At 72.5% G+C, this 21,776-nt stretch carries 18 protein-coding genes and 2 pseudogenes; 12 read left to right on the top strand and 8 right to left on the bottom strand.

What is annotated here, in order from left to right:
* Positions 1-162 precede the first annotated feature (162 nt).
* Complete coding sequence (locus AC6I72_RS31445; RefSeq protein WP_498004515.1) at positions 163-1,380, bottom strand: PP2C family protein-serine/threonine phosphatase; 1,218 nt, start codon at positions 1,378-1,380, stop codon at positions 163-165.
* A 174-nt stretch (positions 1,381-1,554) separates the two neighbouring features.
* Here AC6I72_RS31445 and AC6I72_RS31440 point away from each other — a divergent pair.
* Together AC6I72_RS31440 and AC6I72_RS31435 are read left to right on the top strand one after the other, a co-directional pair.
* Positions 1,555-1,905 (top strand): annotated as a pseudogene (locus AC6I72_RS31440) (transposase); the annotation flags it as partial.
* A 24-nt stretch (positions 1,906-1,929) separates the two neighbouring features.
* Positions 1,930-2,073: pseudogene (locus tag AC6I72_RS31435) on the top strand (winged helix-turn-helix domain-containing protein); the annotation flags it as partial.
* A 334-nt stretch (positions 2,074-2,407) separates the two neighbouring features.
* On the opposite strand, the gene AC6I72_RS31430 reads toward AC6I72_RS31435, so the two are convergent.
* On the bottom strand, positions 2,408-3,010 hold the full coding sequence (locus tag AC6I72_RS31430) for a DUF4383 domain-containing protein (protein WP_498004514.1): 603 nt from the start codon (positions 3,008-3,010) through the stop codon (positions 2,408-2,410).
* Positions 3,011-3,175: 165 nt separating this feature from the next.
* Here AC6I72_RS31430 and AC6I72_RS31425 point away from each other — a divergent pair, with 165 nt between their 5' ends.
* From AC6I72_RS31425 to AC6I72_RS31385, 9 genes are all read left to right on the top strand, one after another.
* Entirely contained in the window at positions 3,176-3,949 is a 774-nt protein-coding gene (locus AC6I72_RS31425) for a hypothetical protein (RefSeq protein WP_498004513.1), read from the top strand.
* On the top strand, positions 3,946-4,110 hold the full coding sequence (locus AC6I72_RS31420) for a hypothetical protein (RefSeq protein WP_498004512.1): 165 nt from the start codon (positions 3,946-3,948) through the stop codon (positions 4,108-4,110). Before AC6I72_RS31425 ends, AC6I72_RS31420 begins: the two co-directional genes overlap by 4 nt.
* A gap of 47 nt (positions 4,111-4,157) precedes the next feature.
* Positions 4,158-5,729, top strand: coding sequence for an SDR family oxidoreductase (locus tag AC6I72_RS31415; RefSeq protein ID WP_498004511.1), 1,572 nt, complete (start codon positions 4,158-4,160; stop codon positions 5,727-5,729).
* A gap of 48 nt (positions 5,730-5,777) precedes the next feature.
* Positions 5,778-7,151, top strand: coding sequence for a cryptochrome/photolyase family protein (locus AC6I72_RS31410; RefSeq protein ID WP_498004510.1), 1,374 nt, complete (start codon positions 5,778-5,780; stop codon positions 7,149-7,151).
* A gap of 11 nt (positions 7,152-7,162) precedes the next feature.
* Positions 7,163-8,659, top strand: coding sequence for a cryptochrome/photolyase family protein (locus AC6I72_RS31405; RefSeq protein WP_498004509.1), 1,497 nt, complete (start codon positions 7,163-7,165; stop codon positions 8,657-8,659).
* 136 nt (positions 8,660-8,795) lie between these two features.
* Positions 8,796-9,938, top strand: a complete 1,143-nt coding sequence (locus tag AC6I72_RS31400; RefSeq protein WP_498004508.1) for a polyprenyl synthetase family protein — start codon at positions 8,796-8,798, stop codon at positions 9,936-9,938.
* Positions 9,935-11,506 (top strand): phytoene desaturase family protein, encoded by a 1,572-nt coding sequence (gene crtI, locus AC6I72_RS31395; RefSeq protein WP_498004507.1) that lies wholly within the window; start codon positions 9,935-9,937, stop codon positions 11,504-11,506. Before AC6I72_RS31400 ends, crtI begins: the two co-directional genes overlap by 4 nt.
* On the top strand, positions 11,493-12,488 hold the full coding sequence (locus AC6I72_RS31390; RefSeq protein ID WP_498004506.1) for a phytoene/squalene synthase family protein: 996 nt from the start codon (positions 11,493-11,495) through the stop codon (positions 12,486-12,488). Before crtI ends, AC6I72_RS31390 begins: the two co-directional genes overlap by 14 nt.
* Positions 12,485-13,495 (top strand): Rieske (2Fe-2S) protein, encoded by a 1,011-nt coding sequence (locus AC6I72_RS31385; RefSeq protein ID WP_498004505.1) that lies wholly within the window; start codon positions 12,485-12,487, stop codon positions 13,493-13,495. The genes AC6I72_RS31390 and AC6I72_RS31385 overlap by 4 nt, the downstream gene beginning before the upstream one ends.
* Before the next feature lie 13 nt (positions 13,496-13,508).
* On the opposite strand, the gene AC6I72_RS31380 is transcribed toward AC6I72_RS31385, so the two are convergent.
* The 5 genes from AC6I72_RS31380 to AC6I72_RS31360 form a co-directional block, all read right to left on the bottom strand.
* Complete coding sequence (locus tag AC6I72_RS31380; RefSeq protein ID WP_498004504.1) at positions 13,509-15,077, bottom strand: FAD-dependent oxidoreductase; 1,569 nt, start codon at positions 15,075-15,077, stop codon at positions 13,509-13,511.
* Entirely contained in the window at positions 15,074-15,814 is a 741-nt protein-coding gene (locus AC6I72_RS31375; protein ID WP_498004503.1) for a methyltransferase domain-containing protein, read from the bottom strand. Before AC6I72_RS31375 ends, AC6I72_RS31380 begins: the two co-directional genes overlap by 4 nt.
* On the bottom strand, positions 15,811-17,028 hold the full coding sequence (locus tag AC6I72_RS31370) for a lycopene cyclase family protein (RefSeq protein WP_498004873.1): 1,218 nt from the start codon (positions 17,026-17,028) through the stop codon (positions 15,811-15,813). The genes AC6I72_RS31375 and AC6I72_RS31370 overlap by 4 nt, the downstream gene beginning before the upstream one ends.
* 239 nt (positions 17,029-17,267) lie before the next feature.
* Entirely contained in the window at positions 17,268-18,527 is a 1,260-nt protein-coding gene (locus tag AC6I72_RS31365) for an NAD(P)/FAD-dependent oxidoreductase (protein ID WP_498004502.1), read from the bottom strand.
* 231 nt (positions 18,528-18,758) lie between these two features.
* Complete coding sequence (locus AC6I72_RS31360) at positions 18,759-19,766, bottom strand: MerR family transcriptional regulator (protein ID WP_498004501.1); 1,008 nt, start codon at positions 19,764-19,766, stop codon at positions 18,759-18,761.
* A 161-nt stretch (positions 19,767-19,927) separates the two neighbouring features.
* On the opposite strand from AC6I72_RS31360, the gene AC6I72_RS31355 reads away from it, so the two are divergent.
* The gene (locus AC6I72_RS31355) at positions 19,928-20,536 is read left to right on the top strand and encodes a sigma-70 family RNA polymerase sigma factor (RefSeq protein WP_498004500.1); all 609 of its coding nucleotides are present in this window, start codon (positions 19,928-19,930) and stop codon (positions 20,534-20,536) included.
* Between the two features lie 984 nt (positions 20,537-21,520).
* Here the strand turns inward: AC6I72_RS31355 and AC6I72_RS31350 are convergent.
* Complete coding sequence (locus AC6I72_RS31350) at positions 21,521-21,724, bottom strand: hypothetical protein (RefSeq protein WP_498004499.1); 204 nt, start codon at positions 21,722-21,724, stop codon at positions 21,521-21,523.
* Between the last annotated feature and the right edge of the window lie 52 nt (positions 21,725-21,776).

The following is a 21,776-nucleotide window of genomic DNA, read 5'->3' as shown; positions in this document are numbered from 1 at the left end:
CAGTGGCGCGCTCCACCTGGACGCCAGGAACCACTCGTGCCCCACAGTGTGCGGATCGACGGCGTACGGGATAGGAGTTGGAGAGAGTGGCGGGTTGAGATGAGTGGCTGGGATGCCGGTGGCACCTCCCTCGAGGACCCGCAGTGCGAGCCCTGAGACGCCTCACAGGCTGACGACGACCAGGGCGGTGTCGTCCGTGACGCCATCGGCGGGGATCAGGTCGTTCATCACGGCGTCGGCGAGTGCTTCGGGGTTGGTGAGTTCCTTGTGGCGGATCAAGGTGTCGGTGAGTTGGCTGAGTCCGGTGTCGATGTCCTGGTGGCGGCGTTCGATGAGGCCGTCGGTGTAGAGCAGGAGGGCGCCGCCGTCGGTGAAGGCGGTGGTGGCTTCCGGCCGAGGACTGGACTCGAAGACGGCATCCAGAGGCGGATCGGTCGCCCGGTCCAACAACTCCACAGTGCCGTCGCCGCGAAGAAGGACCGGAGGGGGGTGGCCGGCGCTGGAGTAGGTGATGAGGTGGCGACTGAAGTCGATGAAGGCGGTCACCGCCGTGGTCGACTCGGCGCCGGTGACACAATGCGCGTACCGGCCGAGGACCTCAAGGGCCTGTGCGGGGCCGGTGGCGACCAGGGAGGTGGCGGACAGGGCACTGCGGAGCTGGCCCATGATGCCTGCGGCCCCCAGGCCGTGGCCGACGACATCGCCGACGGCCACGGCGATCTTGTCGCCGCCTTGGAGTTGGACCAGGTCGTACCAGTCGCCACAGACATTGAGGGAGCCGACCGCGGGCCGGTAGCGGACGGCGAACCGGTGATGTCCGATAGGGGGCGGGACGGGGAGCATGGCGCGCTGCAGGGAAAGGGCGACCTCACGCTCACGGGCGTGGGCGCGACGCAGGCGCTCGTTGACTTCGTGCAGCTGCCGCATCCGGCTGAAGAGCTCGGCCTCGAGCTGGCGTGATCCGTCCGGCCGGCTGGTGGCGCGCAGGAGTTCAGTGACTTCCTCGACGCGGTGGATCAACAGAGCGATGTGGCCGTCGGGCGCGAAGAGCGGCGCGTTGACCGAGCTCCAGTAACGTTCCTCCCAATGGCCGGGGCGTTGCGCGGATTCGACGTCGTAGCGCTGCAGGTCCATGTCGATCTCGCGGTTGGACAGGACCGCGCGCAGGGATGCCTCCAGGTGGCGGGCGGCGTCGGAGGCTGCCGGGTCCCACGGGTCGCCGGGGAAGGCGTCGAAGAGGTAGCGGCCCACCACCTGGTCGCGGCTGCGTCCAGCCTGGCGCAGCCACGCAAGGTTGGCGTCGGCGAAGACCAGATCGGGAGTCAGCAGGGCGACCGCGCCCGGCAGTGCCTGGAACACTGCCGCGTAGTCGATAATCATGAACGCAGAATATGGACAAACAGTGTGATTTACGCTTACCGGCATCCATCTGAGAGAGACCTGGTCCCTCCTCTGCCGGCGACAACCCCAGCAGGAAGCCAAGGCCCCGGCCAACTGATCGTTTCAAAATGAGTTGTGCTGCGGATCTTGTGCTCAACGATCTTGGTCGGCAGGGTGTCAGGTGAGCGTGTTGATCTTGTTCCTGACGACCTGTGGGAGCGGGCTGCTCCGTTGCTGCCGCCTGCTCCCGAACGGCGTCACCGCCATCCCGGGCGGTTGCGTGTTCCCGACCGTGTGGCACTCTCCGGTGTGATGTACGTGTTGCGGACCGGTGTGGCCTGGCGCGACGTCCCGGCGGAGACCGTGGGCTGCTCCGGGGTGACGGCCTGGCGCCGGCTGCGGGACTGAACCGAGGCCGGCGTCTGGCCACGCCTGCACGCCGCCCTGCCGGCCGAACTGCGCCGCGTCGGCCTGCTGGGCCTGGACGACTGCGCCGTGGACGGGCCTCACGTCCGGACCCTCAAAGACATCTCAGGGGGCTGAAGTCTGGTCTGGTCCTCCGATTTCGGAGGCGGTGCCCATGTCGTCGAGCTGTACATCTCGTACGTTCGCAAGAAGATCGACTCGGGCCACGCCCCGATGATCCACACGATGCGGGGCGCCGGATACGTCCTGAAGCCGGCGCCCCAGTGAGGTGACCGCGCCTTCATACGCTGCACCGGTACCTTCGACGGAGCGCCGTACCCAGGTCCCGCCTCCACGAAACAACACATCGCCCTGAAGGGTGTCGACTTCGTCGCAGTCGGCACTGGGCGCATCAGGCGTTCCCGGACCGTCTTCGACGGCGCCGAACTGGGCCGCCAGATCGGCCTCCTGCCCTCCCGCGGTTCAGCGGCTGACCGTGCCACGACCAGGGCGTTCAACATGAAGACACAGCCGACCGACCGCTGGCGGGCGCATCACGCGCGTCAACGCAGCCACGCTCCGCAGTCCCCTCCGGGCTTCGGCCCCGCACGCGGACCGGCCCTCAGCGCATCCCGGTCCTGGGCGGACGCCGCGCGGGTGATCGCGGTGCCCTCGTGCCCTCGGGGTCCTGTCCTGCGGGCAGAGCGTGGCCGCCCCGTTCCGCGTCCGGCAGGGCGGCGGCCGCCTCCCCTTCCCGAGCCGCCTGCTCGGGATGACGACGCTGCCAGTAGGGGTTGTCGTGCGACAGCTTGCTGGACACCCGCCCGTACATGCCGCACGTGGCGATGACCAGTCCCATGGCGAAGCTGAAGATCACGTTGGTCATCCCGAAGTCGAGGACGTTGGCACGACGGTCGAGTACGAAGACGTGGAAGAACCCGCTCAGGACGAAGAGCGCGCCGACCGTCATGTTGAGGACCGAGGCGAAGTTGCCGCCGACCGCCGCGCCGGCGAGCAGCGTCAGACCGACGACGGCGGAGATCACGCTGAGCGCGACGTTGGTGGTCATGCCGGCGATCGTGTCGCCCGCGGTGTCGAACGGGCTCAGCGCGTCCGCGAAGCCGAGGCATGCGAAGACCAGCAGGACCAGCCCGCAGAAGCCCGCACCGTAGCGGTAGACGGTGGCCAGATGGTGATCGACGGGCATTTCGTCTTTTAGCCTCATGTCCGTTGTTTCCGCGTGTGCGCTCGCTTCGGATGCATGTCCGGCGACAGGGCCCCGGGCCGGTACCGAGGCGTGCATCCGCCGCGGGCCCTGCGGGCGAAGTGGGCAGTGACGACCTGGTGCGCGCAGCGGCCGCACCGCCCGGCCTGTCGGCAGGAGACGCTCATGCACGAGGTGGCGACGGACCAGGCGCCCGACGCGCGCGGCCGGCGGCACGACGACGGCGTCGGTGACCGTCCGGAGCGGGAGCCGGTGACACGGCAGGTGCGGCTCACCTGGCGCGGCCTGGGTCTGGACACGATGGCGTCGCTGCTGGTGGAGTCCTTCGCCCGCCTCGGCAGGCGCTGCTTCGCGGCCCGTTGCCACTGGCCCCGCCTGTATCCGCTGAACGAACGCGCGCTGGGCGCGGTGGCGCACCATCCGCTGATCATGGCGGAGTCCACCCGGCAGCTCGCCCTCGCACTGGAGTACGGCCGTCCTCCGGGAGCGGTTCGTGCTCGGCTGGAACCCGTCTCGGTCTGCCGGGGACTGCGGCTGCGGTCGTGGCCCGTGGAGCGGGGCGGCGCCACCGACGTGGACGTGCGGATGAGCGTGAGCGATCTGGTGACCGAGGCCGGCCTGCCCGTCGCCCACCGCGTCACGGCCGAGTTCCTGCACATGGGGGAAGCCTTCGGGTCGTGCACCATGCGGTTCGCCCGCCTGGCGGGCTCGGCGGCACCCGCGGAGGAAGCACCGCTTCCGGGTCTGCTGCATCCTCCGGCAGCCGCGGTCGGTGCCACGGCCGACGGTGGCGTGATGCTGGCGCGGGCGCCTCGGGGACGACTGGTGACCGCCTCGCGCGACCCAGGGCACCCGGTGCTCCTGGCCGGCCGGCGCGCATGCCCCTGTTGGCGGTTCTGGAGGCGGGGCGGCAGGCGGTTCTGCTGGAGAGTGGGATGACGGCTGCCGCGGTGATCGGGCTGCGGGCGGACGTGTGCGCACCGGTGCCGTCGCGCGGTGCCCCGATCGAGACCTCGGCAGAACCGGGCGGGTCCCGGTTCCTGGTCGCGGCCGCGGGCCGCCCCGCCGCGACGGGCGCGGTGACGCTGTGGAGCCGGTGATCGGAAGTCCCGGCGAGGTGCGGTGGACGGACCGGAAGGGAAGAGCCGTGGCTGCGAACGGACGACAGGACGAGGAACGACTGCTCTGTCTGGTGACCGGCGCCTCCGGGTACGTCGGCGGACGCCTCGTGCCGGAGTTGCTGGAGGCCGGTCATCGGGTGCGGTGTCTGGCCCGCACCCCGGCCAAACTCCGTGACCAGCCGTGGGCATCCGGAGTCGAGAGCGTGCGGGGAGACGTCACCGACCCGCGTTCCGTCGCCGAGGCCATGCGCGGGGTCGACGTCGCCTACTACCTGGTGCACGCCCTCGGGTCGGGCTCCGGCTTCGAGGACACCGACCGTCGCGCGGCGCGCGTCTTCGCCCAGCAGGCGTACGAGGCGGGCGTGGGGAGGATCGTCTACCTGGGTGGTCTGACTCCGCGGGGCGTTCCCGAACGCACGCTCTCCCCTCATCTGCGGTCACGCGCCGAGGTCGGCCGCATCTTCCTCGATGCACCCGTGCCCGCCACCGTGCTACGGGCCGCGGTGGTCATCGGATCGGGGTCGGCGTCCTTCGAGATGCTGCGCTACCTGACCGAGCGGCTTCCCGTCATGGTGACACCCAGTTGGGTGCACACCCGCACGCAGCCCATCGCGATCCGCGACGTGTTGCACTACCTGGTCGGGTCGGCCACCATGCCGGCCGACGTGGACCGCGCCTTCGACGTTGGAGGGCCGGACGTGCTCACCTACCGCGAGATGATGCGCCGCTACGCCACCGTGAGCGGGCTCCGGCGGCGGATCATCGTGCCCGTTCCGGTACTCACTCCCGGGCTGTCCAGCCACTGGGTCGGCCTCGTCACACCGGTCCCGGCCGCCCTCGCCCGACCCCTGACCGAGTCCCTGCGTCATGAGGTGGTGTGCCAGGAGCACGACATCGCCCGGTACGTCCCCGACGCTCCCGGCCGGCCCCTGCCGTTCGACGAAGCCCTGGCGCTGGCCCTGCGTCGGGTCCGGGAGGCCCAGGTGGCCACGCGCTGGTCGTCCGCCTCGGTCCCCGGAGCCCCCAGTGATCCCCTGCCCACCGACCCCGACTGGGCCGGCGGCAGTCTGTACCAGGACGAGCGGCAACTGCGGGTCGACGCGTCCTCGGAGGCTTTGTGGAAGGTGGTGGAGGGCATCGGCGGGGACAACGGCTGGTACTCCTTCCCGCTGGCCTGGGCCGTCCGCGGCTGGCTGGACCGGTTCGCCGGTGGTGTCGGGCTGCGCCGCGGCCGGCGTGACGCCCAGCACCTGCGGGTCGGCGACTCGCTGGACTTCTGGCGGGTCGAAGAGATCGAACCGGGACGGCTGCTGCGGCTGCGTGCGGAGATGCGGCTGCCGGGACTGGCGTGGCTGGAGATGTACGTCGAGACGGACGCGGAAGGCCGTACCCGCTATCGGCAGCGTGCCCTGTTCCATCCGCGTGGGCTGCTCGGCCACGCCTACTGGTGGTCCGTGTCTCCCTTCCACGCCGTTGTCTTCGGCGGCATGGCGCGCAACATCGGTCAGGCCGCCGCCAAGGGCCTGACCACCCGCGGGAGTGATGACCGATCGCGGCGCATCCGGCGTCGACGCAGCCCGCGAAGTGTGGAGCACTGAGCCTTCGTCCAACCACCACTCAAGCACCACTGCGCCAGGAGTGACGCCATGACCGTCGCGGTCGTCCTGTTCACCTCGGACCTGCGTCTGCACGACCACCCGCCTCTGCACGCCGCGCTCGAGGCGGCGGACGAGGTGGTGCCGCTGTTCGTACTCGACGCCGGCATCCACGCGGCGGGGTTCGACGCCCCCAACCGCAGGGCCTTCCTCGCCGACTGTCTCAGCGACCTCGACTCCTCGCTGCGCCACCGCGGTGGCCGGCTCGTGGTCCGCAACGGACCGGTCGCCCGGGAGGTCCGCGCGGTCGCTGCCCAGTGCGGGGCCGCCGAGGTGCACGTGGCCGCGGGTGTCACCGCGTACGCCCAGCGCCGCGAGGAACGGCTGCGCGAGCAACTGGGCGAGGCCGATGTCGCACTGCGCGTGCACGAGACGGTGATCACCGCCGTCGCCCCGGGGACGGTGACGCCCTCGGGGTCCGACCACTTCGCGGTGTTCACTCCCTACTTCCGCCGCTGGTCGCAGGTTTCGTCGAGAAGGCCCCTGGCCGCTCCGCGCACCGTGCGTGTCCCGGACGGGGTCCCCGGCGAGCCGCTGCCCGACCGCGCGGACGTGGCCGGTGCCTCGCCCGGCCTTCCGGCCGGCGGTGAAGCGGCCGGGCGCGACCGGTTCGCACGGTGGTCGCGCTCCGGACTGTCCCGCTACGAGGACGGGCACGACGACCTCGCGGACGATGCCACGTCCCGGCTGTCGCCGTATCTCCACTTCGGTGCGCTCTCCCCGCTGGAACTCGTCCACCGGGCCCGCTCGCACGGCGGGCCCGGCGCTCAGGCGTTCGTCCGCCAGGTGTGCTGGCGGGACTTCCACCACCAGGTGCTGGCGGCCCGGCCCGAGGCGTCGGTGACGGATTACCGCACCCGGCACGACCGCTGGCGTGACGAGGAGGACGCCGCCGAGGACATCGCCGCCTGGCGGGACGGACGGACGGGCTACCCGGTCGTCGACGCGGCCATGCGCCAGCTGCGTCACCAGGGCTGGATGCACAACCGGGCACGGTTGCTGGTGGCGAGTTTCCTGACCAAGACGCTGTACGTCGACTGGCGGATCGGCGCCCGGCACTTCCTGGACCTCCTCGTGGACGGCGATGTCGTCAACAACCAGCTCAACTGGCAGTGGGTCGCCGGCACCGGCACCGACACCCGCCCCCACCGCGTCCTCAATCCGCTCGTCCAGGCCAAGCGGTTCGACCCGGACGGCACGTACGTACGGCGCTGGGTCCCCGAACTCAGAAGCGTGACCGGCAGGAGGGTGCACGAACCCTGGCGCCTGGCAGCAGCGGAACGCGCGGGACTCGACTACCCGGACCCGCTCGTCGACCTCGCCGACGGGCTCGCGCGCTTCAAGCACGCCCGCGGCCGGGACTGAGGGGACGCGTCGTGCACTGGCTCTTCGGTGACCAACTGGGTCCGCACTTCCTCACGCCGGGCGAAGGGGGACCCGGACCGGAAACCCCGTTGCTCATGATCGAGGCGCGCTCCGTATTCCGGCGGCGCCGATTCCACCGGGCCAAGGCCCACCTGGTGCTGTCCGCGATGCGCCACCGCGCGGCCGAACTGGGCGACCGCGTCACGTACGTGCGTGCCGACACCTACCGTCAGGGCCTCGAACGGGCGGCGCGCGGGCGCCCGGTCGGCGTCCACCACCCCACCTCGCACGCGGCCGTGCGCCTGGTGCGCACCCTGCCCGGAGTGACGATGGGCCCCGCCCGCGGCTTCCTCGTGCCGATGGCCGACTTCGCCGCCTGGGCCGACGGTCACGGCGGCAGGCGCCTGCGGCAGGAGGACTTCTACCGCTGGGTCCGCCGCGGGCACGACCTTCTCATGGACGGCGAGCAGCCCGCGGCAGGACGGTGGAACTTCGATCACGACAACCGGGAACCACCGCCCCGCGAGGCCACCTCCCTCCAGGTCGGCCGCCCGTACCGGCCCCGCGAGGACGACATCGACGAAGAGGTCCGCCACGACCTCGACCGCTGGGAGCGCGACGGGGACGTCTCCTTCGTCGGACGGGACGGGCCCCGCCTGTTCCCCGCCACCCGGGCGGAGGCACGACGGGCACTGCGGCGTTTCGTCGAACACCGGCTCGCCACGTTCGGGCCCTACGAGGACGCCATGCTCGCCGCCGACCCCACGATGAGCCACAGCCTCCTCTCGTCCTCCCTGAACCTCGGCCTGCTCGACCCGGCCGAGTGCGTCGAACGGGCGGAGCGTGCCTGGCGCGAAGGTCTGGCGCCGCTGAACAGCGTGGAAGGCTTCGTACGGCAGATCGCCGGCTGGCGCGAGTACGTCTGGCAGGTGTACTGGCACTTCGGCGAGGACTACCGACGCTCCAACGCGCTCCGGCACACCGCGCCGCTGCCGGGCTGGTGGAGCGGCCTGGACGCGGACGCCCTGCGGGCGAACTGCCTGCGCACGGTCCTGGCCCAGGTACGGGACACGGGCTGGACGCACCACATCCCCCGGCTGATGGTGCTCGGCAGTCACGCGCTCCAGCGGGGCTGGGACCCCGCCGCCGTCACGGACTGGTTCCACCGCTGCTTCGTGGACGGCTACGACTGGGTCATGCTCCCCAACGTCGTCGGCATGTCCCAGTACGCCGACGGCGGCCGGATGACCACCAAGCCCTACACGTCGGGCGGCGCGTACGTGAACCGCATGAGCGACCTCTGCGGCCCGTGCGTCTACCGGCCCGGCGACCGCACCGGCGAGCACGCGTGCCCGTACACCGCCGGCTACTGGGCGTTCCTCGACCGTCACCGGGAAGTGCTGGCCGGCAATCAGCGCGTGGCACGGCCGGTACGGCAGTTGGACCGGCTCGCCGACCTTCCGGAGGTACTCGAACAGGAGCACACGCGGGGTGACACACCGCCTTGACCCTCCCGCCGTTGCGCCGGCGGGGTGAAGTCGTACCGGACCCGGCGCCGGAGCGGGCAGAAGTCAGTGCATCCGCAACAGGGCACCCGGTGGAAGCAGTGGCGTGCGGACAATTAAGAGTGAGAAGGGGCTGCGCATGCCTGGACTGCCGCCGATGGTGGCCCCACCGGCCGAACGGGTCGACGCCCCCCTCACCGCGTCCGACGCGGCGAACGCGGTCGGCACCGTCCTCGATGAGGTACTGGACGAACGACTGCGGCACTCCCGTTCCGTCGACCCCGTTTTCGCCCGGGAACTGGCCGACCGTCTCGCGGCGCTGACCGCGCGGGGCGGAAAGCGGCTGCGTACCGCCTTCGCCCACTGCGGCTGGCGCGCCGCGGGCGGCTCGGGAGACGCCACGGCCGTCCTGCGAACGGGAGCCGCGCTCGAACTGCTCCAGGCGTGCGCTCTCGTCCACGACGACGTGATGGACGGATCCGTGCAGCGACGCGGCGCACCGGCCCTGCACGTCGACCTGGCCCGCAGGCACTGGGCAGCGGGTATGCACGGCTCGTCGGAGTCCTTCGGCACCTCGGCCGCCGTCCTGACCGGTGACCTGGCCCTCGCCTGGGCGGACGACCTACTGACCGAGACGGCACTCGGTACGCCGCACGGCACACGCCTGCACGAGGAGTGGCGGGCGATGCGCACCGAGATGGTTGCCGGACAGTACCGCGACCTTCACGCCCAGGCGGCACGGTCCTCCGGCGTCGACGAGGCGCTGACCATCGCCACCTTGAAGAGTGCCCTGTACACCGTCGCGCGGCCCCTCGCGCTGGGAGCTGTGCTGGCCGGAGCCGACGGGGAGGCACTGGACGCGCTGCGGGCGGCCGGCCGGTGCGCCGGGCTGGCCTTCCAGCTGCGCGACGACCTCCTGGGCGCCTTCGGCGATCCCGCACTGACCGGGAAACCGGCCGACGACGACCTGCGCTCCCGCAAGCTCACCTACCTGCTCGCCGTCGCCGTCCAACTCGCCGATGCCGCCGATGACCACTTGTCGGCCGCGGCACTGGCTCCGGACGCGGACCCGAAGTCCGACAGGGCCGTCCGGCAGGTGCGGTCCGCGCTGGTGCGCACCGGTGCCCGGGACCTGGTTGAGGCGAAGATCGGGGAGCTGACGGACATGAGCCTCGTGCACTTCGACCGCTGTGGCGCGCGCCCGGATGCGCGGCACGAGTTCGCCGCGCTGGTCGGGCGTGCGACGGGCGCGGTTACGCGTGGCGACGAGAAGGTCGCGTGAAGAGAGTGCAGGGGCCGACCGACCACGTCGTCGTGGTCGGAGCCGGGCTGTCCGGGCTGGCGTGCGCCCTGCACCTGCTGGGTGCGGGCCGCAGGGTCACCGTGGTCGAACGGGACGCCGGCCCCGGCGGCCGGGCCGGCCGTGTCCGGCGGGCCGGCTACGAGATGGACACCGGTCCCACGGTGCTGACCATGCCGCACCTGGCCGACGAGGCGTTCGCCGCCGTCGGGGACAGCCTCCACCGCCGCGTCGAGCTGACGGCTCTGGATCCGGCCTACCGGGCCTGTTTCGCGGACGGGTCCTCACTCGACGTGCACACCGACGGCGAGGCGATGGAGGCGGAGGTGCGCCGCTTCGCCGGACCTGCGCAGGCGGCCGGTTACCGCGATCTGCGGCAGTGGCTCGAACGGCTGTACCGGGTGCAGATGCGCCGTTTCATCGACACCAACTTCGACTCCCCCCTCGAACTGCTGCACACGGACCTGGCCCGGTTGGCGGCACTGGGGGGATTCGGACGCCTGGACGGCCGCATCGGCCGCTTCCTGTCCGACGAGCGCCTGCGCCGCGTCTTCTCCTTCCAGGCGCTGTACGCCGGGGTGGCCCCGGCCCGCGCACTTGCTGCCTACGCGGTGATCGCCTACATGGACACCGTGGCCGGCGTCTGGTTCCCCAAGGGCGGCATGCACGCACTCCCGCGAGCCATGGCCGACGCGGCGGCGGACGCAGGTGCCGGTCTGCGCTGGACCGCCGAGGTGGACGCGCTGGAGCGGTCCGCGGGCCGGGTACGGGCCGTGCGCCTGGCCTCCGGCGAGCGCATCGCCTGCGACGCCGTGGTGCTGACGTGCGAACTGCCCGCCGCCTACGGGCTGCTGGGACGGGCACCCCGGCGACCGGCACGGCTGCGGCACTCGCCGTCCGCCGTGATCCTGCACGCGGGCACCGACCGCACCTGGCCGCACCTCGCCCACCACACCATCTCCTTCGGCGCCGCGTGGGAGCGCACCTTCGAGGAGCTGACCCGCACCGGAGAGCTGATGAGCGACCCCTCCTTGCTGATCACCCGCCCCACCACGCACGACCCGGCTCTGGCACCGCCCGGACGCCACCTCCACTACATCCTGGCGCCCTGTCCCAACACCCACGTCGGTCCGGAGGCAGTCGCATGGCGTGACCTCGGCCCGCGCTACCGCGACAGCCTGGTAGGCGTACTGGAGAAGCGGGGACTGGAGGGGTTCGCGGACAGTGTCCAGGAGGAGCTCCTGGTGACGCCGCTCGACTGGGACGCGCAGGGCCATGCGGCGGGCAGCCCCTTCTCGGTCTCCCACACCTTCGCCCAGACCGGCCCCTTCCGCCCGCGCAACCTCGTACGGGGGCTGGACAACGTGGTGCTCGCGGGCTGCGGGACCACCCCGGGTGTCGGCGTTCCGACCGTACTGGTCAGCGGCAAACTCGCCGCCGCGCGTATCACCGGCGGCGCCCGCTCCCGGCCCGCCCGAACGCGTCGGTCCCCGGCCGTTACCGCCGCGATTCCCGCCCCTGCCCCGGCAGGTGCCGATGAGCCGTCGTGAACTGGACGCGGCGGGGATCACCGATCCCCTGCTGCGCGCCGCGTACACCCGGTGCCGCCGGCTCAACGCCCGGCACGGCAAGACCTACTTCCTGGCCACCCGCCTGCTGCCACTCGAACGCCGCTCCGCCGTGCACGCCCTGTACGGCTTCGCCCGCTGGGCGGACGACATCGTGGACGACCTCGACCGGCACCGCACGCCCGAGGAACGCGACCGGTTGCTGCGGCGCCTGGAGAGCGACCTGGCCGACGGGCTGCTCGCCCGGGCGGGCCGCGAACCCGTGGTCAGGGCCGTGGCGGACACCGCCGGCCGGTACGGCATCGATCATGCGCTCTTCGCCGACTTCCTGTCCTCGATGCGGTCCGACCTGACCGTCACCCACTACCCGACCTTCGCCGATCTGCAGGAGTACGTGCACGGTTCGGCGGCGGTCATCGGCCTGCAGATGCTGCCGGTCCTCGGCACGGTCACGGCCCGGGAGGAGGCGGCGCCGCACGCGGCGGCGCTCGGCGTGGCGTTCCAGCTCACCAACTTCCTGCGCGACGTCGGCGAGGATCTCGACCGCGGGCGGGTCTACCTGCCCGGTGATCTGCTGGCCGCGTACGGCGTGGACCGGTCCCTGCTGGAGTGGAGCAGACGTACCGGGCGCCGCGACCGCCGCATCCGGGCCGCTTTCATGGCGGCGGAGGCCATGACGCGGCGCGTGTACCGGACGGCGGAGCCGGGCATCGCCATGCTCGATCCGCGGGTGCGTCCCTGCATCCGTGCCGCGTTCACCCTCTACGGCGGGATTCTCGACGCGATCGCCGAGCAGGATTACAGCGTGCTGCATCGTCGTGCGGTGGTGTCGCGTCGGCGTCGGGCGGCAACGGCCGCTGCCGGGGTGCTGCGCGTAGTCGGTGCCCGGTTGCGTGCTCGTACGGAGCACCGCGTGGCACGGGCAGGAGCGTCGGCAGTCGATCGGAAGGGTCCGGTGCGGTGAGTGCTCGAGGGAACGGCAAGCGGTGGTCGCCACCCTTGCGCCGACGTGGTTTCGGTCCCCACTGGGCGGCTCAGACCCCGACGTGGCGCCAGGCACGTCCCGCGCTCATCGCCGACGCGCTCAAGAGGGCGTCCGCCCGCCCGTCCGGCAACTGGTTCGTGGTCGGCTCCTCCCGGAGCGTGCGCGCGGGCGATCGGCCCTACGGCCGGACGGTCGGTGGTGTGGAGGTCGTGCTGTGGCGGTCGGAGGACGGCGAGCCCCATGCCGGCCCGGGCAGCTGCCCGCACCTGGGCGCTCCGCTGCGCGACAGCCGGGTGGTGTGCGGCACACTGGTCTGCCACTGGCACGGGCTCACCCTGGACGGTTCCGCGTCCGCCGGCTGGCGGCCGTTCCCCGTGCACGACGACGGCGTACTCGTCTGGGTGCGGCTGGACGAGGTGGGCGGCGAGGAGCCCGGCGAGCGGCCCGTCGTGCCCGCCCGGCCCGCAACGGGCCGTGGGGTGGACGCGGTGTTCACGGCGGTGGGGCGGTGCGAACCGCAGGACGTGGTGGCCAACCGGCTCGATCCGTGGCACGGCTCGTGGTTCCATCCGTACTCGTTCGTCGACCTCTCGGTGGTGCGAGAGCCGCAGGGGGACGAGGACGACGCCTTCGTCGTCGACGTCTCCTTCCGGGTGGCGGGGCGGCTCGTGGTCCCGGTGCGGGCCGAGTTCACCGCGCCGGAGCCGCGCACGGTCGTCATGCGCATCACCGACGGGGAGGGCGCCACGTCCGTGGTGGAGACGCACGCGACGCCACTGACCGGACCGGACCACGAGAGTCCCCGCACCGCGGTGGTCGAGGCCGTCGTCGCCGCCTCGGACCGGCCCGGCTTCGCCGTGGCGCGGGCCGCCGCCCCCGTACTGCGCCCGCTGATGCGCCGTACGGCCAGGCGGCTGTGGCGCGACGACCTGGCCTACGCCGAACGGCGCTGGGCGCTGCGCAGCACCGGTCGGTTTCCCGGCTGAGGGCGGCCGCCGGTCAGGGCGCCGAGTGGCGCCCTGCGGCGGCCCCGAGCGCTCGCAGCACGGGCGAACGCCCCGTCCGGGGAACCGTCCACAGGACCTGGCCGCGCACTCCCCGGTCGGCGAGCAGGGCGTTCGCGGCCAGGAAGCCGGTGGTAGCGGCTCGTTCCATCAGGGCGACGGGCAGGTCGCAGCGGATTCCGTCGCCGGCCAGGGTCAGCCACGGGTGGGGGGTGCGCACGGTGGGGCGCCGCCGGTGGGAGCCGACTTCGAACAGCGGGCAGTCCGAGCGCCACTCGTGCCGGGCGTCGACGACGCGCGCCTCACGGGTTTCCGGGTACACCTGGTGCAGCCGGTCGACGAGCTCGTCCTGCACCTGCTTCGGTTCGGCCGCCGGGTCCACGGCGTAGGCGTGCAGTTCCACGACCGATCCCCCGTTCCGCGCGGCCCAGCGGGCGGCCTCGCCCTCGTACCGCTCCAGGACGCTGACGTTGTCCAGTCCGTCGTAGCCGCTGGTGCCGAGGAACCCGGGCCGGTCGGCGTCGACCGGCCGGTCGAGCCAGAGCCGCGAGACGAGGAACGGCGGCGCGGTGCGCAGGGACGCGATGCCGTCCCGCCAGCCGTTGGTGCCCAGGCCGGGTGATGCTGCGACGGTCCGTCGCAGCCCCGCGGTGTCGAGGGCCAGCACCACCGCCTGGTGGCGGTCGGCACCGGTGTCCGTGATCACGTCCGCTCCCCCGCCGTCGCACGGAAGGACCCCTTGCACGGGGGTTCCGGTGCGCACGTCCACTCCGAGGCGCCGGAGGTAGTCGCCCAGTGGGTCCCACAGTGCCTGGGGGAAGGGTTCGTCCGGTACGTCGAAGAGCAGACCCTCGGCCGATCCGAGGAAGTAGATGTGGAACATCAGCAGCAGTTCCGCGGCAGACAGCCGCCGCGGATCGGCGAAGAAGCTGCGGGAGAAAACCTCGAAGGCCAGGTGGTGCGCGGCCTCAGGGAAGCGCACGCCTTCAAGGAAGCCGGTGGCGGTGACGGTGTCGAAGCGTTCGTAGACCTCGGGCACGCGCACGTCGAGGAGCGGCAGTGCGGCCCGCGCGTCCATCGCGGCGAGGTCCCGCCACCCGAAGGTCGGGCTGAGCGCGACGAAGCCGAGCGCGCTGAACGGCGGGGTCCGCGGGACACGGGCGAAGCTGTCGGTCAGGCCGCCGCTGTGCCGCAGGGGGTAGTCGGGAAGCGGGGTGAGGCGCTCCAGACCGGAGTCCGTGCGGCGGAGCAGTCCGCGGAGATTGTAGTACTGGCGAAAGAAGGCATGGAAGCCTCGGGTCATGGTCACGGCGCTGCCGTCCGCCAGCGTGGTGCGCCGGCCGGAGAGCCGGCCACCGAGTGAGTCACCTTTCTCGTAGAGGGTCACGCGGGCGCCGCGTTCGGCCATGAGGGTGGCCGCGGCCAGACCGGCGATCCCGCCGCCGATCACCGCGGCCGACGGCTCGTCACCGCGTCGGAATCGGTCCGCGCCGGGTGCGGGGAAGACGATCTCGGCCTTGCGGTCGCGGCCCCGTCGGGCGGCGGTGGTGCGGCGGGCGGTCACCGGACGCGCTCCTCTGTCGTCTCGGGCCCGCCGTTGCGGGCGAGGAAGGTGTGCACCAAGCCCGTCTGCCATCCGGCGACGGGGGCGACGCGCACGGAAGTCAGGCCCGCCCGCGTCAGCCGGGCGGCGAACTGGGGTGCGGTGTCGAACGCGACGACGCTGTGCCGGAGATGGCGGTAGAGGGTGCGGTCGCCGGTGAGCGTGCCCGCGGGGATGACGACCCCGCGGCACACCGCCGACCACAGGGCCCGGTGCACCGGTGAGCCGCTGAGGCTGTACTCGTGGGCGGCGAAGCGTCCGCCCGGCCGCAGGAGTCCGCGGACGCTCCCCAGGACCGCGTCCGGGTCGGTGATGTTGCGGAACAGGTAGGCGGCGAAGACCGCGTCGAAGGGGTCTTCGTCCTCGCGGGCCGTGGCGAATTCCTCCGCGGTCAAGTGGAGGAAGCGCACGCGTGCGGGCCACGGTTTGGCAAGTGCTCGGCGCAGCATGCCGGCGGAAGCGTCCACGGCCGTGATCCGGGCCCGTGGGGCGGCCCGGAGCAGGGCCCGGGTGGAGGCGCCGGTGCCGCATCCGAGGTCGAGCAGGTGCAGTCCGGCCCCGTCGTCCGGGAGCGCGAGACGTCGGGCCGAGCGCAGGAGGCCGGTGCGGTAGCCGGGGTTGAGGGCCGTGAGGTGGTCGTAGGTGTGGGAGGCGTGGTCGAAGGCGCGGGCCAGGTCGTGGTCGCGCAGGAGCGTCATCGGGTGTGTCCTCCGGTTCGGTCGGCGGGCCGGGAACGGCGCGGGAGGAAGGGCACTTCGGCCGCGGTACGCAGCATCGGCCGGACGGGGGTGCGCAGCCCGATGCCCCACTCCTCCCGGAACGAGGTCGTGCCGTCGAGGAACCTCAGCAGACGCTCGGCCGGGACGCGGCGGAACAGGTCGGTGAAGAAGCGCGGCCCGTCGATGCGACCGGTGTCCAGGGCGCGCAGCAGGATCGCGTCCATGGCCAGTGCCCGTAGCCCGTGCGGTGCCGGGAAGCGGTCGTGTCCGTCACGCAGGGCGGCGGCGATGGCCCTGCTGTCGCGTTGCACCGCGGCGAAGGTGTAGCCGGTGGCGGGACGAGTGGCACCGCCCGGGGTGCCGATGCGGAACACGGCGTGCCCGGCACGCCGTGGAAAGCGGGCGTCGGTCATAGGGATGACCCCCTGCTCCGTCCGTTCCACGGTGAGTTGGCCGATTCCGAGGACGTCGCGGCAGTAGCGCCCGAGTGCCGACTCGTATGCCGCGGTGGTCAGCGCGTCGCGGGAGAACTCGGTGTACTCCACGAGCGCCCGGTCCGGCGCCAGCGGCAGGACGTAGCCGAAGGCGAGCCCGTGGGCCGGCTGCGGAACCCGGAAGTCCATCAGATCCGCGACCGTGGGATCGAACCGATCGGTGTCGGTGCGCACGAACCAGCCACGGAAGTGCTGGAGCAGCCGCGTACGCGCCGGCGGCAGATCGGGCAGCGGCCGCGAGTCGAAGACCCTGCGGGCGTGCAGCGTCAGGGGCCGGCCTCCCGGCAGCGCGCACCGGACCTCCGCGCCCGCGGGTACAGCGCGCACCGCTTCCGCCGTCCCTCGCAGAAGGCGCGCTCCCTCCGTGCGGGCCAGGCGGCCGTGGACCATCCGCTCGAAGTCTGCGGAGCGCACCATGCGGTAGGTGAACGGGACCGGATCGACGGTGACCGAACCGCCGTCCGCGCCGTACAGACGCAGTACGGACCAGGAGGCGCTGACCGCCTCTTCGAGGCCGTCGGTACCCGCCCCCCAGTAGCACCAGGTGCGCTCCGCGGGGCGCAGCGGGCCGTCCGGCGGCTCCACCAGGGTGACGGCGGTGGCCGTGCCGTTCTCCGTCAGCCGGTGAGCGAGGCTGAGACCGGCCGCACCGCCACCGATGACGAGCACGCCCGATTCCTCGGTGGAGCGGGGTGTCACCACGGTCGCCGTTCGACGACCGGGCTTCCGTCGGGGCCCGGGTGCGACAGCCCGGCGTGCGCCTCGGAGCCGGTGGCCGGCGTGCCCGGACAGGCCCCTGCCGCCCCTGCCACCAGAACACGCGCGACAAGCACACCCCTCTGATCCACGTTTCACCCCTCAGTACGGACAGCGGTTCCGTCCGGTCGCCATGGCTTCGGGACCGAGGCCGTCCGTGGATGCGGCCGGGCACCACTTCATCACTGGCGTCGCCCCTGCGGTTCCAGGTCCGCCCGTACCTCCCGCGCCGCGCGCGTACCCGATGCCAGGGCACCCTGCACGGATCCGGTCGCCCGGTGGTCCCCACACACGTACCTCCCGGGGCCGAGGCGGGTCGTTCGGCTCAGCGGCCAAGGCGGAAGCATCGCGGGCAGCGCGCCGTCGACGGTGCGTGCGGCCACCTGCTCCCAGCCGCTCGTGTCGGTGCCGTACAGCTCGGCCAGCCGCCGGAGCACCGTCTGTGCCCTGCCGGGGAGGTCCGTGCCCAGCACGGAGGTGGAGACCAATGCGGTGCCGGGGGGCGCGTACGTGGGAGCGACTTGGCTGAGGACGCACGTGTTCAGGATCGCTCCGGTGCTGTCCACCATGAGGATGGGTCCGGCCGTCGGCGGGCTGTCGGCGGCGTGGTAGTAGGTGGTGACGGTGCGAGTGGCCGGAACGGTCAGGTCCGGGAGCAGGCTGGCGGCGGTCGCCGGGTCCGTCGCCACCACGACCACCCGGGCCGGCACCTCGCCACCGTCGCCGAGCAGCACTCCGGCGTCCGTGATCTCCGCGACGGCCGTACCGAGGCGCAGGACTCCGTCGGGCAGGCCGTCGGCGAGTTGTGCCGGTACGGCGCCAATGCCCTCAGCCGGCAGGCACAGCGACCCCCGGACCATGCTCCGCCAGACGAGGTGGAAGAACCGGGCGGAGGTCTCCAGCCGGTCCTCCAGGAAGACACCGGACAGGAACGGCCGCAGAATTCCTGCGATCGCGGCGTCCGACAGTCCCGCCTCGGACAGGGCTGCCGCGGTGGAGCGGTCCCGGCGTCGTCGAGTGACGGACACGGGCAGTACGGCGTCTCGTGCGGTGAGTGCTGCCAGCGCGGTCAGGTCGCGGGCCGACAGGGCTCGCCCCGGCAGCAGCGTCCCCGCCGCACGGGGCTCCCTGGTCGGATCGGCGAGGCGGACGGGCCCGCTCGGAGTGTGCGCGACGACGCCCGCGGTAAACCGTCTCAATCGCAGGTCCTGCAGCTCCACCCGCCGCTTCGCCTGCGGGTAGGAGGTGTTGAACACCTGGAACCCGCGGTCCAGCAGGAAACCGTCCCGCCGGTCCGTGCGCATCCGGCCGCCGACGCCGTCGGACGCCTCCAGCAGTGTCACCCGCCACCCGGCGCGGCACAGGTCGAGTGCGCACGCAAGACCGGCCAGACCCGCACCGACGACGACCGCGTCCGCTGCCCTGCGATGTCCGTCGCTCATATGTCTCCTCGCTCGACGTCGTGTCCGTGCGGCCCAGGCCTGGAGGCCGGCCGGCCCCTCCGCCTCGGCCGACCTCCCAGACCGTTCGGGACGGACCGGGGCCGAAACCCGGTGCGGGTCGCGGCGAAACGCCCGCCGGCCGACGACGGGGCCACGACCACCGGGCCAGCGGACCACGTCCCCCGGCCGATGCCCGGGAGCCACGACGAAGGACGGCCGGACGACAACACGTCACGGATACACCGACGACTCCAGGGCGGCGACCGCTTCGGCAAGCCCCGCCGGACGCGCCAGACCGGCCACCGCCTGACCCGCCCATCCGGGGCCCAGGGTGAGGACGACGGGCCGCCGCCGGGCCCCGCGCACGCCCCACTCCATGGCGGCCACGTGCTGGGCCAGCGGTCGGCTGGCGGTGGTGCGGGACTGCGCCCACAGTCCCACCGCGGCCGGCCCGGTTCTGCGCACCGCCGCGACGAGCGACTCGACGGGCAGCGCACCGCCGAACATCCGCACCGGGACACCTCGCTCCGTGAGTGCCGCCGACAGTACCTCCAACGACAGCGTGTGGTTCTCCCCGGGCACGCAGGCAAGCACCGTGGTGGCACCGGGGCGGTCCTCGACCGTTCGGGGTGTGGCGCGTCGGAGCGCCCCCGACACGTGCCAGGACAGGAAGTGCTCGACCTCGACGTACTTCTCGCCGGACGCCTCCCACTTGCGGCCGACGGCCTGGAGCGTCGGCACGATCACCTCGGTCCAGGCGGCGACCAGTCCGTGTTCGGCGATCGCGGCGAGCAGCAGTTCGTCCAGGGCGGCGGCGTCCAGGCGCAGGGCGGCCCTCGCGATCCCCCGGCACTCCTGTCGTACGTCACCCAACCGCAGGCCGCTCCCCGCCCGGCTCCGGCGCCCGGCGAAAGCACGACGAGCCACGTCGGCACCTCGGGGCCGGGTCGCCGCCGTCGGGACCTCTTCACTGCGCGCGAGCCGTGCCGCCTCGGCCGGTGGCAGCCCGGTGGCCGTCAAGGCGCACATCCGCTCCAGCCTCGCCACGTCCGCCGCCGTCCAGCGCCGGTGCCGTCCATCCGTGTGCGCGTCCGGTCCCAGCCCGTACCGGCGGTCCCACGTGCGGACCGTGGTGGGCGCCACGCCCAGACGCCGGGCCACCTCCCCGGTCGTCCACCCGCCCCGGCGCGGACCGCCCTCGCCGACCGGGGCGTCACTGTCTCCCGTGTGCGCGTTCACACTCCCACTATACGACGCACAAACGACGCATGTTGTTTGCGTCGTCCGTGCGCCCAACACTGGAGCGACGCAACCGTCAGCCACGCAGGGCAGACCGGCGACGTGCCGCTCGGCGGACGGCCCCTCTCGTCCCCCTACGACGCACGGCAGGAGGAACGGCCATGGACACGCGCACACGACCGACCACCAACTTGGTCCCGCCCGTGGAGGAGACTCAGTACGAGGAGGAACTGGCGCAGGGCCTCGTCAAGGCCGACGAGGAGGCGTTCACGGCCATCTACCGGCGCTGGGGATCACTCGTGCACACCATGGCCACCCGGTCCCTCGGCGACACTCACGAGGCCGAGGACGTGACCCAGCAGGTCTTCGTCGGCGCGTGGCGCGGGCGGCGCGGCTTCCGGCCCGAGCGGGGCACACTCAGCGCCTGGCTCGTCGGCATCACGCGCCGGAAGATCGTCGACGCGCTGGCGGCCAGGACACGGCGCCTGTCCCTGATCGAGTCGGCCGGACAGGACGTCACGCCCGCCCGTCTCGTCCGGCCGGCACCGGACGAGGTACTCGACCGCGTCCTGCTCGTGGAGGCCCTGTCCCGCTTGCCGCAGGCCCAGCGAGAGGTGCTGTGCATGGCCTTCTACGAGGACCTGACACAGGCCCAGATCGCGGAACGCACGGGGGTTCCCCTGGGTACGGTTAAGAGCCACGCCCGCCGCGGCCTGCTTCGGCTGCGCACGGCAGTCGACCCCGTCACCGCGCATGACACGTGCGTCTGAACAAGGCGGAGCAGAGATGCCCCGAAGGCGCATCCACGACACCGGTCACCCGCGAAACGCCTCTGAGACTGCCAGCAGGCGGAGGCTCCCCACGGAGGAATGATCCGCATGACCCGGACGGCCATCGCCGTCGCCGCCTCGGGCGGGGCCTGTGCCCGGCCCTCGGCCTGACCGCACCAGCCGCCATGGCCGCTCGCGAACAGGCGCAGGACACGGGCCTGGTGTCGGTCTTCCACGGCATCCCGGGCATGACGGTCGACGTCTGCGCCAACGGCGACGAACTGAGTCACCCCCGGACTCGTCCGACCAGTGGGCGGCCCGGGCCGCGACGCCGGGGCGATCGCGGTGACCGGCGTACTGGCGTGCCACCGAGCCACCGGCCGACGTGACTGACGCCGTGCGAACGTCTGACCGGATCGGCGGCGGCGGTTGGCGCGCTGACAGCCGTCCTCGCCGCTCCGGTCCGGCCGCTGGAACCGGGATCCCGACTCGCGCCCTCGCTACGGGAGACGGCGGCCGTCCCCTCCGCCCGCGCCGGAGAGTCACCGCCCGACACCCAACAGCATGTACGGGCCAAGACGACGAAGCCCGAGACGCAGGAGGGCGCTGTGGGTCACGTGCACCCGTCGCACCTGGTGGAACTGGCCCTCGGTCACACGAGTGGCGACGCGGACGTCGGCGCCCTGCGACATGCCGCGTCATGCCCGCGCTGCCGCGAGGAACTGCTGCGGCTGACCCGCGTGGTGACCACTGCGCGCAGCGCGGAAGAGTCGGACCAGACAGTGGCTCCGCCCGAGCACGTGTGGCAGCGCATCGCGCTCGAAATACTGCAGGAGACCGACAGACGGCCGCGCCCTCGGCAACGCCCCGCTCACAGGTCTGCCGACGACAGCGATCTGCGGCGCCGGTGGACGAACCGCGCCGTCGAGGGTCTCCTCAGACTCGCTCCGGCCACCGCCACCCTTCTGCCGCGGCGGTGGCGGGTCAGGGGCGGTGCGGGGGACTGATCGGGAGTTCGACGCCGGGGCGGACCACCACCGCCTCATAGCGATCCAGGTCCGTCACCGACCGGGCGGGCAGCACCTCGGCCGTGATCCCCGTCGTCCGCAGCACCTCGGCCACGGCCTCGGCGGTCTTCTCCGTCGATCCGTTGACCGGTCCGTAGGCGACCAACACCCTCTGCTCCATGGCGGTCCGCCTCCTCTCACAGGCGCCGCAACCAGTCGTCCGCGACGCCGCC

This window comes from Streptomyces sp. Xyl84 (assembly GCF_059731885.1).
Note: the sequence above shows the minus strand (reverse complement) of the source record. Positions and strands in the feature narration are given on the sequence as shown.